Source organism: Pseudoflavonifractor sp. (genome assembly GCF_050943825.1).
Taxonomy (GTDB): Bacteria; Bacillota; Clostridia; order Oscillospirales; family Oscillospiraceae; genus Pseudoflavonifractor.
Genome location: NZ_JBMNPX010000002.1, coordinates 12,701 through 27,822 on the forward strand (window position 1 = coordinate 12,701; position 15,122 = coordinate 27,822).

Consider the following 15,122-nt stretch of genomic DNA (forward strand, 5'->3'; position numbering starts at 1 on the left):
GCTCTTTCTGCGTTTCGGCAAAATATTTTAAAAAACTTCAACTTTTTTTACGTCCTTACTTGACACTATCAGATGACGGCTGGAGCGGCACGAATTTTGACCGCCCCAGCTTCCAGCGGATGATCGCCGACATTGAGGCGAAGAAGGTCAATATGGTCATCACCAAGGACCTCTCCCGCCTGGGCCGTGACTACATCATGACCGGCCACTACATGGAGCGGTACTTCCCGGAGCACCGGGTGCGGTACATCTCCCTGCTGGACGGCATCGACACCGGCGTGGACTCCACCGCCAACGACATCACGCCCTTCCGGGCCATCATGAACGATATGTACGCCAAGGACATCTCCAAGAAGATTAAGAGCGTCAAGCGGGATAAGCAGCGGAAGGGGGAGTTCATCGGCGGCAAGCCGGTGTACGGCTACAAGATGCACCCCACGGAGAAAAACAAAATCGTCATTGACGAGGAAGTGGCTCCCATTGTGCGGCGGATCTTCGCCCTGGCCCTGGGTGGCATGAGCTGCCGGAACATCGCGGTGCTCCTCAACCGGGAGGGGATACCTACCCCGGCCACCTACGCCAATCTGCCGGTGGCAAAGCCAGGCCCCTACACCGGATTGTGGAGCAGCGAGCGCATCTCCGAGATGCTGCAGAACGAGACCTACATCGGCAATATGGTGCAGGGGCGCAGCGTGAAAATCAGCTACAAGTCCAAGAAGTGCCTGAAGCAGGACCCGGCCAACTGGGTGGTGGTGGAGGGCACCCACGAGCCCCTGGTGGACGCGGAGTCCTTCCACAGAGTGCGGATGCTGCTCAACAGCCGCAAGCACACCAGAAGCCGGACCTACGACTTCCTCCTCAAGGGCCTGATCTTCTGCCACGAGTGCGGCTATCCGCTGGCGGTCATCAACCGGAAGAATACTAGGGGAGAGGACGTGCTCTACTTCGTCTGCCGGACCTACCAGCGGTTCACCAAGGCGGGGGTGTGTACCTGCCACTCCATCAAGGAGAAGACGGTGACCGACGCGGTAATCGCCAGAGTGCAGAAGGTGTGCCGGGGCTTTCTGAACCCCGAGGAGCTGCTGCCCATGGCGCGGGAGGCGGTAGAGGAGGCCAGGAAGCAGAGCAGCCTGGAGGCGGAACTCCAGGCCCTTCAATCCAGAATCGACAGCCTCACCGCCAGCATGGACCGGGTGTACGCCGACCGGCTCAGCGGCCTGCTGCCCGAGGAGGACTTTCAGCGGCTCTTCAACCGGTTGAAGCTGGATCGCAAGCTGCTGGAAGAGCGGCGGCAGGAGATGGAGCTGCAGAAAAAGAGCCCGGTCACTGTGGATGACCGGGCGAGAGAACTGGTGGAGCGGTTTATCCAGACCGCGGGAGAGAGCCGGGAACTGCTGGTGAGCCTCATCGAGCGGGTGGAGCTCACCGAGGACAAGGAAATCATCATCAAGTTCCGTTTCGCCCAGCTGGACGAAGTGGCCCAAAGCCAGCAGTTGCAAGGGTTTGCGCCGTCTGAAGCGGCGCCGTTTTTCACCGGCGAATGCTTGCATTAGTTCAGGCGGAATGTATCCCGCATTGAGAAAAAAGCGCTGCAGAAGCTGGAGCAGGCCATGGGATAAAAAGAGAAAGAAGCTATACCTCCAGCGATTTCTGCAACTCATTTACCAGGCGGCACAGGTGAAAACCGTCGCACACCGCATGATGTACCTGTACCGCCAGAGGCAGCAGTGTCCTGCCGTTTTCCTCATAGAACCGTCCCATAGTGAAGATGGGCGGCAGATAGTCGTAGCCCTTCTGCAGATTCAGATTGAACCCCTCGAAGGTGGCCCAGGGAATCATGGATACCGGGAAGGTGTTGGCAGGGGTATCGGGGCGGGACAGTATGCCCGGACGGCTACCATAGTCGGCCATATCCTTCTCCCAGGCGGCGCAGAATTCTGCATAATCAGAGGTGTAGGCGGTCCACAGGTTGGAGAAGGTTTCGGTGTCTTTATGAAAAATGGTGTAGCATGGATGGACCAGGTCATAAAAGCCCGGCGCCCCGTCCTCATCCAGGGCCATGCGGAACTCCTGATGCCGGTTTACCACGGTGGAAAGACCGTACAGCAGCGAGGGGTACAGCTTTTTCCGGCTTTGCCGGAGCCGTGTGATGTCCAGCTTGAACACCGCGCTGTAAGTGCAGGGAACCTGGGTGAAATAGTGGTTGAAGTATTCCCTCCGGGGCCAGGTCTCCAGGTCGATTTTGGTAAAGGTCATTGTACGCTCCCTCCCTGCACTTGCTCCACTACCTTCCGATAGGGTCCTACCATAGCCTCAGTCATTTTCCCTTTGGCCTGCTTCTGGATGGACGGGACAGCGAGAAGCGCCCCTACAAGACGCATCTGCCAGATACGCTTTTTCTGCTTCTGGGGGAAGTCGTAGATGCCGTGGGCCTTGTAGAATTTATGATCTGCCTTCATCAGACCCTGCATCATGTAGATCAGATCACGGAAAATCTTCATGCCGCCCACGCCGTAGAAATTGGCAGGCCGGGTGAGGCGCTTTTCCATGGCAAAGGTCAGGTTCTCCGCCAGAGACCGGATATCCGCAGCGGTATCATTCTCGTCAGTGGCAACCCCGCACAGGTAATTGCCGCCTACCTCGGCACGGCCCTCCACAATCATGCGCAGGTTGGATTCGTACCGGTAAGGGCCGCTGATCAGATAGGCAATGGGGGTGCCGTGGGTGACGGTGCGGTGGCCGTTGCAGAACTGCCGGTCGTCAAAGCATTTGAAGCTGGAATGGGTATAGTGGTCGGAGATGGTGAAGGCGTACACAAAGCCGTCGGCCGTCTGGATGGTATTGCGCAGGAACTGGTCAAAGCCGTCCTTATAGACACACGTCCCGGTGACGGCACAGCCGAAGCAGCCCAGACACCCGCCGTCAAAGGGGAACTCCCGCAGGTTGACCACCCGGCTCTCATAGGGCAGAGCGGCACGGAAGTCGGCGATCATGTTTTTGAGGTTCTCATCGCCAGCGGCACAGTTGGTCACGATGACCACATCCTTGCCCTGACGCCTGGGCCCGGCGGACAAGACGGGGTGGTAGACGGATTTTTCCGGGGCCGGAGCCGTCACAGGCGGCGTAACGAACAGACCGTGCTCACAGGAGAACATCAGCTGGTCAAAGAAGTCACGGGCCTCCTTCTGGCCCTGGGGGCACAACAGGTCCTCCATGTCGGCGGACAGCCCGCGCACCACCTTCATGCCCAGGTCAAAGCAGTTTTCCTCCACATAGCGGTGGGCGGTCACGTCGTAGAAGTGCTTGGAGGTGGTGATCTGGCTGGCAAATTTACCGGACAGGTCCACACCATCCTCCTTCACCAGCTCGATGAAGCGGTGCAGCTGATAGGGGGCGATAAAAGTATAGACCGGGTAGCAGAACAGCACCAGCTCTGCCTGCTCCAGCTCCGCGCGCGCCGGAGTAAAATCCTTTTCATAGGCTTTGATGCGCTGCCCAACCGGCAGGAAGGTAAATGTATGCTCCGGGTGCAGGGCCTGCAAATAGAGGGCTGTGTGGACGGTGGCAGAGTTTTTACCCTTGGGGCTGGCGTTCAGAACGAGAATTTTCATGATTTTTCCTCCAATTCGCAGAGCAGGCGCTTGTACCAGTCCAGCTCAAATTGGGCTGCGGCAATGCCGTAGTCAATGGTGTATCCCTGAAAGCGGAAGATGGAGTCCCAGTCCTGCCCGGGCGGCAGCGGGTCCTGGCGGACGGCCTCAAACCGGGCCTTGATGGCCCGCAGCATGGCGTCCGTCTCCTCCATCTGGCGGATGTAGTCCCGGATGGCGGCGGAACGCTCCGCCGGACTGGCAAGCCCCAGAAAGAACAGCCGGGAGAGCTCCATATTCTTGACCTTGTCCGCCTGCATGGGCTGGGCGACCCAGTCACTGAAGGCGGCGCGGCCTGCGGGGGTGATGGAAAAGGTTTTCTTGCGCCGCCGCCCCTCCGTGCTTTCAGCGGCGGTGATGCGGCCTTCCCGCTCCAGCTTGGTTAGAGCGGTCTGTACGCTGCCGGCGCTGTGGGAGCAGATGAGGGAGAGATTCTGCTTGATGAACTGCTGCAGCTCGTACCCGGTCATGGGCGAGAGCATCAGCAGCCCCAGGATAAGATGCTCCATGGATGCCTCCAAATATATCGAATAGAGATATTATAGAATAAAAAAAGAAGCCCGTCAACAGGCGGGCAGCTGCTGGAAACAGGAGAAAAGCAGCCCCATACCCCCGCGCATATGCGCGGGGGTATGGGGCTGTATGGCGTAGTTTTGGGAGCGGCCGCCTGTCAGGCGCCCTGCTGGGCCTCGTGGGCGGGGAGAGGAATCTCCGGCATCAGCTCGTCGCTGACAATGGCCAGCATCTCCTCCAGCTTGGCGCAGTCGGCGGGGGAGAAGCGCTCCGCAATGCGGCCCATCACCTTGCGCACGTAGTCGTTGCTGATATTGTAGTAGTCAATATACTTCTGGGTGGGCCGCAGGTGGTACTCACGCTTGTCGTGCTCGGACTGGATCTTCTCCACATAGCCCTTTTTAATCAGGCTGTTGACCTTATAGGCAGCGTTGGGAGGAGAGATCTTCATGAACGAGGCAAACTCATTGATGGTGGGTAGGCGCAGGGCCTGAATGGCCTCCATGCAGAAGGTCTCCACCGTGGTGAGACTGGCCTCCCGGCTCTGAAAGCGCTCAAAGATTTCGCGATAGAAATGCAGCTTGAATTTTGTATACACGTCCTGAAACCGCTGTTCCAGCATCATTTCCGCCTCCATCAGACAGAGCCCGGCCGCAGCCGGACAAAAATTCACTTCTGTGCCTGGAAAAAGACCACGCTGGGGGCTGTACAGGCACTATTGTAATGCGTACAACAAAGCTGCTGCACCTTTACAAGGTGCAGTAACTTTGTTCAAGTGTAAGGATTTTTCTTAAAATCCTTACACCATCTCTCAGGGGGTATTCCACCCTGAGAGAAATACGCATTGCAACAATGTCTGAATTCTTTTAAAACGGTTCATACGGTCCGTTTTAAAAGAATTGTGCGGCTATGCCGCACGAATAAACCGCATATCGGTTTATTCGTCAGACATTATTGTACCAAAACGGGGCGGAAAGAGCAACCTTACTTCTCGGCGTCGGCGATGGCGAAGATGAGCTCCGCCGTGGCGGCGGTCTCGCCGTTGACGGTGGCCACGGCCTCGCCGATGCCCACGGGGCCCTTCCGCTTGGTCAGGGTGCATTTGAGCTCCAGCACGTCCCCGGGCACCACCTGGCGCTTGAACCGGGCGCTCTTGATGCCGCCGAACAGGGCCAGCTTGCCCCGGTTCTCGGGCACGGACAGGAGCGCCACCGCTCCCACCTGGGCCAGAGCCTCAATGATGAGCACGCCGGGCATGACGTGCTTCTGGGGGAAGTGGCCGCAGAAGAACTGCTCGTTGACGGACACGCACTTGATGCCCTGGGCCCACTGGCCCTCCTCGCCGTCGGTGATGCGGTCCACCAGGGCGAAGGGGTAGCGGTGGGGCAAAATCTCGGCGATCTGATTGGAATTGAGCTGCATTACGCTTCCTCCCATTTCTTCAGCAGGATGCTGGCGTTGTGGCCGCCGAAGCCCAGGGAGTTGGACATGGCGTACCGCAGATTGGCCTCACGGCCCTCGTTGGGCACGATGTCCAGGTCGCACTCCGGGTCGGGGACCTGGTAGTGGATGGTGGCGGGGGCGAAGCCTTCCTTCAGGGCCAGCGCGGAGAAGATGGCCTCCACAGCGCCTGCCGCGCCCAGCATATGGCCGGTCATGGACTTGGTGGAGCTCATCATCAGCTCCTTGGCGTAGGCACCGAACACCGTCTTGACGGCGGCGGTCTCGCCGCTGTCGTTCAGGTGGGTGGAGGTACCGTGGGCGTTGATGTAGTCCACCTCATCGGGGGACACGCCGCCGTCGGCCAGGGCGATGGCCATGGCACGGGCGCCGCCCTCGCCGCCCTCGGCGGGCGCGGTCATGTGGTAGGCGTCGCAGGTGGCGCCGTAGCCCACCAGCTCGGCGTAGATCTTGGCGCCCCGGGCAACGGCGTGGGCGTACTCCTCCAGCACCAGGATGCCGGCACCCTCGCCCATGACAAAGCCGCTGCGCTCGGCGTCAAAGGGGATGGAGGCCCGGTCCGGGTCGGTGGCGGTGGAGAGGGCCTTCATGGAGGTGAAGCCGCCGATGGCCAGGGGGGTGACGGCGGCCTCGGCGCCGCCGCAGATCATCACGTCGGCGTAGCCGTCCCGGACATAGTGGAAGGCGTCGCCCACAGCGTTGGTGCCGCCGGCGCAGGCGGTGACAGGGCAGGTGCACATGGCCTTGCAGTTGTGGGCGATGGCGATGAGACCGGCGGCCATGTTGGAGATAGCCATGGGAATGTAGAAGGGGGACACCCGGTCAAAGCCCTTTTCCATACCCTTGGAGTGCTCGCTCTCGGTGACATCCAGACCGCCGATGCCGCTGGAGACGATGACACCACGGCGGCAGGGGTCGTCAGAGGCCAGGTCCAGACCGCTGTCGGCCACGGCCTCCTTGGCAGCGGCCATGGCCAGCTGGGTGTACCGGGCCATCCGCTTGGCCTCCTTCTTGTCCAGGACGGACTCGGGGTCCCAGTCCTTGACCTCGGCGGCCAGCTTGACCTTCTGGTTCTCGGTGTTATAGCGGGTGATAGGGGCCACGCCGCACTTGCCCGCGCGGACGGCGGCCCAGCTCTCGGGCGCAGTATGCCCGATGGGGGTGACGGCCCCCAGGCCGGTGATGACCACTCGGCGTTTTTCCATAATAACCTCCAATTTCAACACAGCACAGGGCAGTATGTCACATGGACATGCCGCCATCCACTGCCAGTACCTGACCGGTGATGTAACCGGCCTCGTCCGAAGCCAGGAAGGCCACGGCGTTGGCTACGTCCTCAGCCGCACCCAGACGGGCCATGGGGATGGAGGCCAGAATGGCCTCCTTGGCTTTCTCGGGGAGCACGGCGGTCATATCGGTATCGATAAAGCCGGGGGCCACCGCATTGACGGTGATGTTCCGCCCGGCCAGCTCCTTGGCCAGGGACTTGGTCATGCCGATGACGCCCGCCTTGGTGGCGGCGTAGTTGACCTGACCGGCGTTGCCGTGGAGGCCCACCACGGAGCTGAGGGAGATGATGCGGCCGTGGCGCTGCTTCATCATGGGCCGGACGGCGGCCTTCATGCAGAGGAAGGTGCCCTTCAGGTTGGTGTCCACCACGGCGTCGAAGTCCTCTTCCTTGAGGAGCATGAGCAGGTTGTCCCGGGTAATGCCGGCGTTGTTGACCAGAATGTCAACGGCGCCGAACTGCTTCAGGGCGGCGTCGAACAGGGCCTTGACGGCGTCGGCATCGGCCACATTGCCCTGCACCGCCAGAGCCTGGACCCCCAGGGCCTGGCACTCGGCCACGGTCTGGTCGGCGGCGGCGGTGTTGCCGGCAAAGGACAGGACGATATTGCAGCCCCGGCGGGCCAGCTCCAGGCACACGGCCTTGCCGATGCCGCGGCTGCCGCCGGTGATGATGGCGGTTTTTCCGGTGAGGCTCATCAGGATTCTCCTTTCAGGGCCGCGGTGAGGGCGTCCAGGTCGGCGCAGGTCTCCACGGCGAAGGTGCGGATGGCGGGGCAGGTCTTGCGGACAAAGCCGGAGAGCACCTTGCCGGGGCCAATCTCCACGATGGTGTCCACCCCAAGGGCCTCCATGCGGCGGATGGTGTCCTCCATGCGGACGGAGGACTGGACCTGCCGCTCCAGCAGAGCGGGGATGGTGTCGCCCTTGCCCATCTCATGGCCCAGGCAGTTGAAGAGCACGGGGAAGGCCATGGGGCCGAACTCCACCGAGCGGAACCGCTCGGCCAGGGCGTCCCCGGCGGGCTTGAGGAGGGAGGTGTGGAAGGGGCCGCTGACCTTCAGGGGCAGGGCGCGCTTGGCGCCCAGCTCCTTGGCCAGGGCGGCGGCCTTCTCCACGGCGGCCTTCTCGCCGCCGATGACCAGCTGGCCGGGGCAGTTGTAGTTGGCAATCTCCACCACGCCCAGAGCGGCGGCCTGGTCGCAGGCGGACTGGAGGGTGGGAACGTCCAGACCCAGCACGGCCATCATGGCGCAGTCCATGCCCTGGGCGGCCTCGGTCATGGCCTTGCCCCGGAAGGCCACCAGGGACACCGCCTCGGCGGCGGAGAACACACCGGCGGCGTGGAGGGCGGAGTACTCGCCCAGGCTCAGGCCGGCGGCGTAGTCGGGCTCGATGCCCCGCTCATAGAGCAGGGCGGTGACGCCGGCGGCAAAGGCCACCATGGCGGGCTGGGTGTAGGCGGTCTGGTTGAGGACGCCATTGGCGTCGGTGAAGGAGACCTCCTTCAGGTCAAAGTCCACCTGCTCGGCCGCGCTGTCCAGAACAGCGCGGAAGGCGGGATAGGCTTCGTACAGGTCAGCGCCCATGCCGGGGTGCTGGCTGCCCTGTCCGGCGTACAGAAAGGCAAGGCTCACAGATCGTTCACCAGACCTTTCACGCAGGACTGATAGTCGGCGTACAGCTCCTCCAGAATGGCCCGCACGGGGCGGATCTCGTGGAGCTGGCCGGCCACCTGGCCCGCCATCAGGCTGCCCATCTCGGTGTCGCCCTCAAAGACAGCGCGGCGCAGGGAGCCCAGGGTCAGCTTCTCACGCTCGGCCAGGGGGATGTTCTCCTTCTCCATGCGGATGTACTCCTTGGCCATCTTGTTCTTGAGCACACGGACGGGAGCGCCGGTGGTGCGGCCGGTGACGATGGTGTCGGTGTCGCTGGCCTTGAGCAGGGCCTGCTTGTAGTTGGGATGGATGGGGCACTCCTCGCTGACCAGCAGGCAGGTGCCGATCTGGACGCCGCAGGCGCCCAGGGCATAGGCGGCGGCCAGCTGGCGGCCGCTGGCGATACCGCCGGCGGCGATGACGGGCACGTCCACTGCGTCGGCCACCTGGGGCACCAGGGCCATGGTGGTCATCTCGCCCACGTGGCCGCCGCTCTCGGTGCCCTCGGCGATGACGGCGTCAATGCCGTACCGGGTGAGACGCTTGGCCAGCACGGCGGCAGCCACCACGGGGATGACGATGATGCCCGCCTCTTTCCAGGCAGGGATGTACTTGCCGGGGTTGCCCGCGCCGGTGGTGACCACCTTCACGCCCTCCTCGATGACCACCTTGGCCATCTCGTCCACAGAGGGGTTCATCAGCATCAGGTTGACGCCGAAGGGCTTGTCGGTGAGGGCCTTGCAGCGGCGGATGTTCTCACGCAGGCTGTCGGCGTTCATGCCGCCGGAGCCGATGAGGCCCAGGGCGCCCGCGTTGGATACGGCGGCGGCAAACTCGCCGGTGGCGATGTTGGCCATGCCGCCCTGAATAAAGGGAAACTCCGTTCCCAGCAGCTCGTTGAGTTTCATAGAGACCTCCATGCGCCTGCCGGCGCGTTCAGATTTTTCAGTGGGCTTCCCCGTCCAGCTCCAGGATGGCGCCGCCCCAGGTCAGGCCGCCGCCGAAGCCGGAGAGCAGGGCCCGCATGCCGGGCTTGAGGGCGCCGGAGGCGCACAGCTCATGGAGCAGCAGGGGGATGCTGGCGGCGGAGGTGTTGCCGTACCTGGCGATGTTCTTGGGGCACTTCTCCGGGGGGAGGTGCAGGTTCTTCACCACCCGGTCGATGATGCGCTCATTGGCCTGGTGGAGCACAAACAGGTCGATGTCGTCGGCGGTCATGTGGGCCTGCTCCAGCACCTGGGTGATGCACTTGGGCACGGTCTCCACCGCGAACTTGAACACGGCGGTACCCTCCATGTGGATGTACTGGGGGGCGCCGGTGCCTGCGCCGGGGACATAGAGGACCTTGTCGTCTCCCCGGGCACCCACCACAGTGTGGAGCACGGGACAGTCAGGTCCGGAGCGGACCACAGCGGCGCCTGCGCCGTCGCCGAAGAGGATGCAGGTGGTGCGGTCGGTGAAGTCCACCATGCGGGTGAAGGCCTCGCCGCCCACCACCAGGCCGTACTTTCTGGGGCAGGCGTCCAGCAGGCACTGGGCGGTGTGTAGCCCGTAGAGGAAGCCGGAGCAGGCCGCATTCAGGTCCATGCACAGGCAGTCCTCGGGCAGGCCCAGCTCACGCTGGAGCAGGCAGGAGACGGCGGGGGTGACAAAGTCGGGGGAGATGGTGGCCACCAGGCACACCCCCAGGTCGTCAGGGGAGACGCCGGAGCGTTCCATGGCCTGACGGGCGGCGTCCACGCAGAGGGAGAGCAGAGTCTCCTCGGTGCAGTAGTGACGCTCCTTGATGCCGGTACGGGTGGTGATCCACTCATCGTTGGTCTCCACCATGGCGGCCATGTCGTCGTTGGTGACGATCCTGGCCGGGGCTGCGGCTCCGGTGCCGCAGAGCTTGATACCGTTCATCCCCGATCCCTCCTGACTGCCTGGGTACCCATGGCCCGGAATTTTTTGTACCGTTGCTTGGCCAGAGCGGAGCCGCTCAGCTTGAGCAGGGGAGCGAGCTGACGGCTGATGGCGGCGTCCACGGCGGTGAACACGGCGCCGGGAGCGGTGTGAGCTCCGCCCTCAGGCTCGGGAATAATCTCGTCGATGACACCCAGCTCCTTCAGGTCGGCGGCGGTGAGCTTCATCACGTCGCAGGCCTCGCTGCTGCGGGAGGAATCCTTCCACAGGATGGCGGCAAAGCCCTCGGGGGAGAGGACGGAGTACACCGCGTTCTCCAGCATGAGCACGCTGTTGCCCACGCCCAGGGCCAGAGCGCCGCCGCTGCCGCCCTCGCCGGTGACCACCGAGATGACGGGCACCGTCAGGGCGGAGAGGATGGACAGACACTTGGCGATGGCCTCGCCCTGCCCTCTGGCCTCGGCCTCCAGGCCGGGGTAGGCGCCGGGGGTGTCGATAAAGGTGATGACGGGGCGGCGGAACTTGTCCGCCTGTTCCATCAGCCGCTGGGCCTTCCGGTACCCCTCGGGGCTGGGCATGCCGAAGTTGAACTTCAGGTTCTCCTCCAGGGTGCGGCCCTTCCGGTGGCCGATGACGGTAACGGGCTGGCCGTGGTACAGGGCCACGCCGCCCAGAATGCTGGGGTCCTCGCCGAAGTGGCGGTCGCCCCGCAGCTCAAAGAAGTCGGTAAAGAGGGCGGAGATAAAGTCCGCCGTGCCCGGCCGCTGGGGATTGCGGGCCAGGGCCACCCGCTGGGCGGGGGTAAGGGTCTGGTTCATCGGTCGCGGCCTCCCTTCGGGTCATGGAGCCGCAGCAGGCGGCTCAGCGTGGCGCGCAGCTCCTTGCGGGGCACCACCGCGTCCAAGAAGCCGTGGCTGAGCTGGTACTCCGCACTCTGGAAGCCCTCGGGCACCGGCTGACCGATGGTCTGCTCCACCACACGGGGACCGGCGAAGCCCACCAGGGCCTCCGGTTCGGCCAGCATGTAGTCGCCCAGGCTGGCAAAGCTGGCGGTGACGCCGCCGGTGGTGGGGTGGGTGAGCACGGAGATGTACAGCCCGCCGACGGAGGAGAAGTGCTCCAGAGCGGCGGCGGTCTTGGCCATCTGCATCAGGGAGAGGATACCCTCCTGCATCCGGGCTCCACCGCTGGCGGAGAACAGGATGAGGGGCAGGCGGTTCTTCTCGGCGTACTCCACCAGGCGGGTGACCTTCTCGCCCACGGCGGCGCTCATGCTGCCCATGAAAAAGCGGCTGTCCAGCACGCCGACAGCCGTCCTGCGGCCGTCGATACGGCCCGTGGCGGTGACCACGGCCTCACTCAGGCCGGTGCGCCGGCTCGCATCGGCCAGCTTCCCGGCGTAGCCGGGGAAGGCCAGAGGGTCGGCGGAGGCCAGACGCTCGTCCAGTTCCCGGAAGGTGCCCGGGTCCAGGACGAGGCTGAGCCGGTAGTAGGCGCTGACGGCGTGGTGATGGCCGCAGCGGGGGCAGACATAGAGGTTCTTGTGCAGCTCGCCCCTGGGCACCTCGGCCCCGCAGGCGGGGCAGGCCGGGGCGGGGGCGGAGCGGGGGCCGCCGCTGCGCAGGCTCTTGAGGGCCAGCAGCTTTTCGCGGCGGCGGGTAAATACGTTGCTCATTGCTTCTCCTCGCTTCCGCAGCGGCTCCAGGACAGGAGCGCTTTCAGCTCACGGTCCAGGAAACCGGTGGTGCAGCTTCCGCGGACAAAGTCCGGGTGGTACAGAATCTGGTGGAGCAGCTCGGCGTTGGTGGCGTACCCCTCCACGATCAGCTCCTCCAGAGCCCGGCGCATCCGGCGGATGGCCTCCAGCCGGGTGGGGGCGTGGACGATGATCTTGGCGGCCAGGGAGTCGTAGAAGGGGGAGAGCTCGTAGCCGGTGTAGAGGGCGGAGTCCACACGCACGCCGCAGCCGCCGGGGAGATGGAGGAACTCCGTCTTGCCCGGGCAGGGACGGAAGCCGTTGGCCGGGTCCTCGGCGTTGATGCGGCACTCGATGGCGTGGCCCTGGAGCTTCACGTCCTCCTGGGTCAGGGACAGGGGCAGACCGGCGGCAATGCGGATCTGCTCCCGCACCAGGTCGGTGCCGGTGACCATCTCGGTGATGGGGTGCTCCACCTGAATCCGGGTGTTCATCTCAATGAAGTAGAAGTGCCCCTCGCCGTCCAGCACGAACTCAATGGTGCCGGCGTTCTCATAGCCTGCCGCCTTGGCAGCGGCTACGGCGGCGGCGCCCATCTGCTCCCGCAGCTCGGGAGTGAGGGCCTTGGAGGGGGCCTCCTCCAGCATCTTCTGGTTGCGGCGCTGGATGGAGCAGTCCCGGTCCCCCAGGTGGATCACATTGCCGTGGCGGTCGGCCAGAATCTGAAACTCGATGTGCCGGGGGTCCAGAATCAGCTTCTCCAGGTACATCTCGCCGCTGCCGAAGCAGGCAACGGACTCAGCACGGGCCTCCTCAAAGAGGGAGATGAAGCTGTCGGCGTCGTACACCCGGCGCATACCACGGCCGCCGCCGCCGGCGGAGGCCTTGATGAGCACCGGGTAGCCGATGGAGTCGGCCACGGCCTTGGCGGTCTGGGCGTCGGGCACCGGGCCGTCGGAGCCGGGCACCACGGGCACCCCCGCCTTCTGCATCAGCGCACGGGCGGAGGCCTTGTTGCCCATGGCCCGGATCACGTCGCCGGAGGGGCCGATGAAGGCGATGCCCTCCTCCTGGCAGGCGTCGGCAAAGGCGTCGTTTTCAGACAGGAAGCCGTAGCCCGGGTGGATGGCGTCGCAGCCTGCGGCCTTGGCCACGGTGAGAATGGCGTCCATGTTCAGGTAGCTGTCGGCGGCCTTGGCCGGGCCGACGCAGTAGGCGCTGCCGGCAAACTGGACGTGGAGGGCGTCCGCGTCGGCCTGGGAGTAGACCGCCACGGTATCAATGTCCATTTCCCGGCAGGCCCGCAGGACCCGGAGGGCGATCTCCCCCCGGTTGGCAATCAAAACCCGCTTGAACATGGCTCAGACCGCCTTATAGCGCAGCAGGGGAGCGCCGAAGGAGACCAGGGCGCCATCCTCCTGGAGCAGCGCCTCAATGACGCAGTCGCAGGGAGCGGTGACCTCGTTCATCATCTTCATGGCCTCCATCAGGCAGACCGTCTGCCCCTTCTTCACCTGGTCGCCCACGGATACGAAGGGGGCGGCGCCGGGGGAGGGGGCGGCGTAGTATGTACCCACCAGAGGGGCGGTGATGACGCTGCCCTCCTCCTCCACGGGAGCGGCAGGTGCAGCGGCGGCCGCAGGGGCAGCCGCCACAGGGGCGGCTGCGGGAGCGGTCCCGGCTGCCTTGCTCAGCTCCAGGGAGAAGTCCTTGCAGGTGAACTTCATGCTGACGGCGGCGCTGCCCTCGAAGCGGGCCATCAGCTCAAACACGTCCTGATTGCTCATGGGCCGTGCCTCAGGCCTTGTGGGACTCGATGTAGGACATCAGGTCGCCCACGGTCTTCATGTTGGGCAGGTCGTCGTCCTCGATGGTCACGCCGGAGGCCTCCTCCAGAGCCATGGACAGCTCCACGGCGGCCAGGGAGTCGGCGCCCAGGTCCTCGGACAGCTTGGCCTCCATGGTCACGTCCTCAGCATCACAGCTCAGGGTTTCCACAATGATATCGCGCATTTCTTCGAAAGTCATAACAACATACTCCTCATTATTTTATTCAATTATTTTAATTAAAAATTTTTAAGTAAAATAATTTAAGCGTTATTTTATCCACAAGCCCCCTGTCTGTCAAGTATTTTTTTACCAAAAAATAGGTTGGCTTGCGCCTTTGAGCGGAGTATGCTAGGATAAAGAGCATGAGCCGAACGCACAAAAAACGGGATAAAACCCGTGTATAACGGCACAAAGTGAGGAAAAAGCCATGACTTGTGGAAATTGCTATATTATTGGCGCGGGTGAGCGGATAAATATTCTGCCTGCGCCGGAGCAGGGGGATCTGCTTATCGCCGCCGACGGCGGCTACGCCTGGCTGAAGGAGAAGGGACTGGAGCCCGACCTGGTGGTGGGGGACTTTGACTCCATGGCCGAGCCCTCCGGCGTGGCCCATCTGGTGCGCCTGCCCAAGGAGAAGGACGACACCGACACCATGGCCGCCGTGCGGCTGGGGCAGGAGCGGGGGTACCGCCGGTTCCACATTTTCGGCGGCACCGGTGGACGTTTTGACCACACACTGGCCAATCTGCAGCTGCTGGCCTGGCTGTCCCGCCGCGGGGAACAGGGGTGGCTGTACGGACCCGACTGGACCGCCACCGCCATCACCGGCGGAGCGCTGGAATTCGGCCCGGAGCACCGGGGCATGATCTCGGTGTTCGCCCACTCGGACAGCGTCCGGGGCGTGACCATCGAGGGATTGAAGTACAGCCTGTCCAATGCGGAGCTGGACAACGGCTTCTCTCTGGGGGTGAGCAACGAGTTCACCGGTGTGCCTTCCTGTGTGTCCGTGGAGGACGGTACCTTATTAATTGTATGGGAGCGGCGAGAAGCGCGCCTCTGAATACTTGACATATGTCAGAAACGGAGTATAATAACTGACATAAGTCAGAAACGGAGGGAGAA

Annotated in this window: 17 protein-coding genes; 2 read left to right on the forward strand and 15 right to left on the reverse strand. The window is 63.4% G+C overall.

Annotated elements, in window-relative coordinates; genetic code table 11:
* The first annotated feature begins 59 nt into the window (after positions 1–59).
* The gene (locus ACOX7T_RS02530) at positions 60–1,553 is read left to right on the forward strand and encodes a recombinase family protein (RefSeq protein WP_433439605.1); all 1,494 of its coding nucleotides are present in this window, start codon (positions 60–62) and stop codon (positions 1,551–1,553) included.
* 79 nt (positions 1,554–1,632) lie between these two features.
* On the opposite strand, the gene catA is transcribed toward ACOX7T_RS02530, so the two are convergent.
* The 15 genes from catA to acpP all read right to left on the reverse strand — a co-directional run bounded on the left by catA (position 1,633) and on the right by acpP (position 14,198).
* Positions 1,633–2,256: a type A chloramphenicol O-acetyltransferase gene (gene catA, locus ACOX7T_RS02535; protein ID WP_433439607.1), complete on the reverse strand. Its 624-nt coding sequence runs from the start codon at positions 2,254–2,256 to the stop codon at positions 1,633–1,635.
* A complete protein-coding gene (locus tag ACOX7T_RS02540) occupies positions 2,253–3,611 on the reverse strand; it encodes an NAD(P)H-dependent oxidoreductase (protein WP_433439609.1) in 1,359 nt (452 codons plus the stop codon). Before ACOX7T_RS02540 ends, catA begins: the two co-directional genes overlap by 4 nt.
* The gene (locus ACOX7T_RS02545; RefSeq protein WP_433439611.1) at positions 3,608–4,159 is read right to left on the reverse strand and encodes a helix-turn-helix transcriptional regulator; all 552 of its coding nucleotides are present in this window, start codon (positions 4,157–4,159) and stop codon (positions 3,608–3,610) included. Before ACOX7T_RS02545 ends, ACOX7T_RS02540 begins: the two co-directional genes overlap by 4 nt.
* A 161-nt stretch (positions 4,160–4,320) precedes the next feature.
* The gene (locus ACOX7T_RS02550) at positions 4,321–4,785 is read right to left on the reverse strand and encodes a MarR family winged helix-turn-helix transcriptional regulator (protein WP_040647801.1); all 465 of its coding nucleotides are present in this window, start codon (positions 4,783–4,785) and stop codon (positions 4,321–4,323) included.
* 362 nt (positions 4,786–5,147) lie between these two features.
* A complete protein-coding gene (gene fabZ / locus ACOX7T_RS02555) occupies positions 5,148–5,585 on the reverse strand; it encodes a 3-hydroxyacyl-ACP dehydratase FabZ (protein ID WP_433439613.1) in 438 nt (145 codons plus the stop codon).
* Entirely contained in the window at positions 5,585–6,829 is a 1,245-nt protein-coding gene (gene fabF, locus ACOX7T_RS02560; RefSeq protein WP_433439615.1) for a beta-ketoacyl-ACP synthase II, read from the reverse strand. Before fabF ends, fabZ begins: the two co-directional genes overlap by 1 nt.
* Positions 6,830–6,866: 37 nt before the next feature.
* Complete coding sequence (fabG, locus tag ACOX7T_RS02565; RefSeq protein WP_433439617.1) at positions 6,867–7,610, reverse strand: 3-oxoacyl-[acyl-carrier-protein] reductase; 744 nt, start codon at positions 7,608–7,610, stop codon at positions 6,867–6,869.
* Complete coding sequence (gene fabD, locus ACOX7T_RS02570; RefSeq protein WP_433439619.1) at positions 7,610–8,548, reverse strand: ACP S-malonyltransferase; 939 nt, start codon at positions 8,546–8,548, stop codon at positions 7,610–7,612. The genes fabG and fabD overlap by 1 nt, the downstream gene beginning before the upstream one ends.
* Positions 8,545–9,477, reverse strand: coding sequence for a nitronate monooxygenase (locus ACOX7T_RS02575; protein WP_040647805.1), 933 nt, complete (start codon positions 9,475–9,477; stop codon positions 8,545–8,547). The genes fabD and ACOX7T_RS02575 overlap by 4 nt, the downstream gene beginning before the upstream one ends.
* Before the next feature lie 37 nt (positions 9,478–9,514).
* Positions 9,515–10,474, reverse strand: coding sequence for a beta-ketoacyl-ACP synthase III (locus tag ACOX7T_RS02580; RefSeq protein ID WP_433439621.1), 960 nt, complete (start codon positions 10,472–10,474; stop codon positions 9,515–9,517).
* Positions 10,471–11,292 (reverse strand): acetyl-CoA carboxylase carboxyltransferase subunit alpha, encoded by an 822-nt coding sequence (locus tag ACOX7T_RS02585; protein WP_433439623.1) that lies wholly within the window; start codon positions 11,290–11,292, stop codon positions 10,471–10,473. The genes ACOX7T_RS02580 and ACOX7T_RS02585 overlap by 4 nt, the downstream gene beginning before the upstream one ends.
* Positions 11,289–12,149 (reverse strand): acetyl-CoA carboxylase, carboxyltransferase subunit beta, encoded by an 861-nt coding sequence (accD, locus tag ACOX7T_RS02590; RefSeq protein WP_433439625.1) that lies wholly within the window; start codon positions 12,147–12,149, stop codon positions 11,289–11,291. The genes ACOX7T_RS02585 and accD overlap by 4 nt, the downstream gene beginning before the upstream one ends.
* Positions 12,146–13,528: an acetyl-CoA carboxylase biotin carboxylase subunit gene (gene accC / locus ACOX7T_RS02595; protein ID WP_433439627.1), complete on the reverse strand. Its 1,383-nt coding sequence runs from the start codon at positions 13,526–13,528 to the stop codon at positions 12,146–12,148. Before accC ends, accD begins: the two co-directional genes overlap by 4 nt.
* 3 nt (positions 13,529–13,531) lie before the next feature.
* A complete protein-coding gene (gene accB, locus ACOX7T_RS02600; protein WP_433439629.1) occupies positions 13,532–13,957 on the reverse strand; it encodes an acetyl-CoA carboxylase biotin carboxyl carrier protein in 426 nt (141 codons plus the stop codon).
* Between the two features lie 10 nt (positions 13,958–13,967).
* Positions 13,968–14,198 (reverse strand): acyl carrier protein, encoded by a 231-nt coding sequence (gene acpP / locus ACOX7T_RS02605; RefSeq protein ID WP_148319689.1) that lies wholly within the window; start codon positions 14,196–14,198, stop codon positions 13,968–13,970.
* Between the two features lie 229 nt (positions 14,199–14,427).
* On the opposite strand from acpP, the gene ACOX7T_RS02610 reads away from it, so the two are divergent.
* Entirely contained in the window at positions 14,428–15,060 is a 633-nt protein-coding gene (locus ACOX7T_RS02610; RefSeq protein WP_433439631.1) for a thiamine diphosphokinase, read from the forward strand.
* Positions 15,061–15,122 lie beyond the last annotated feature (62 nt).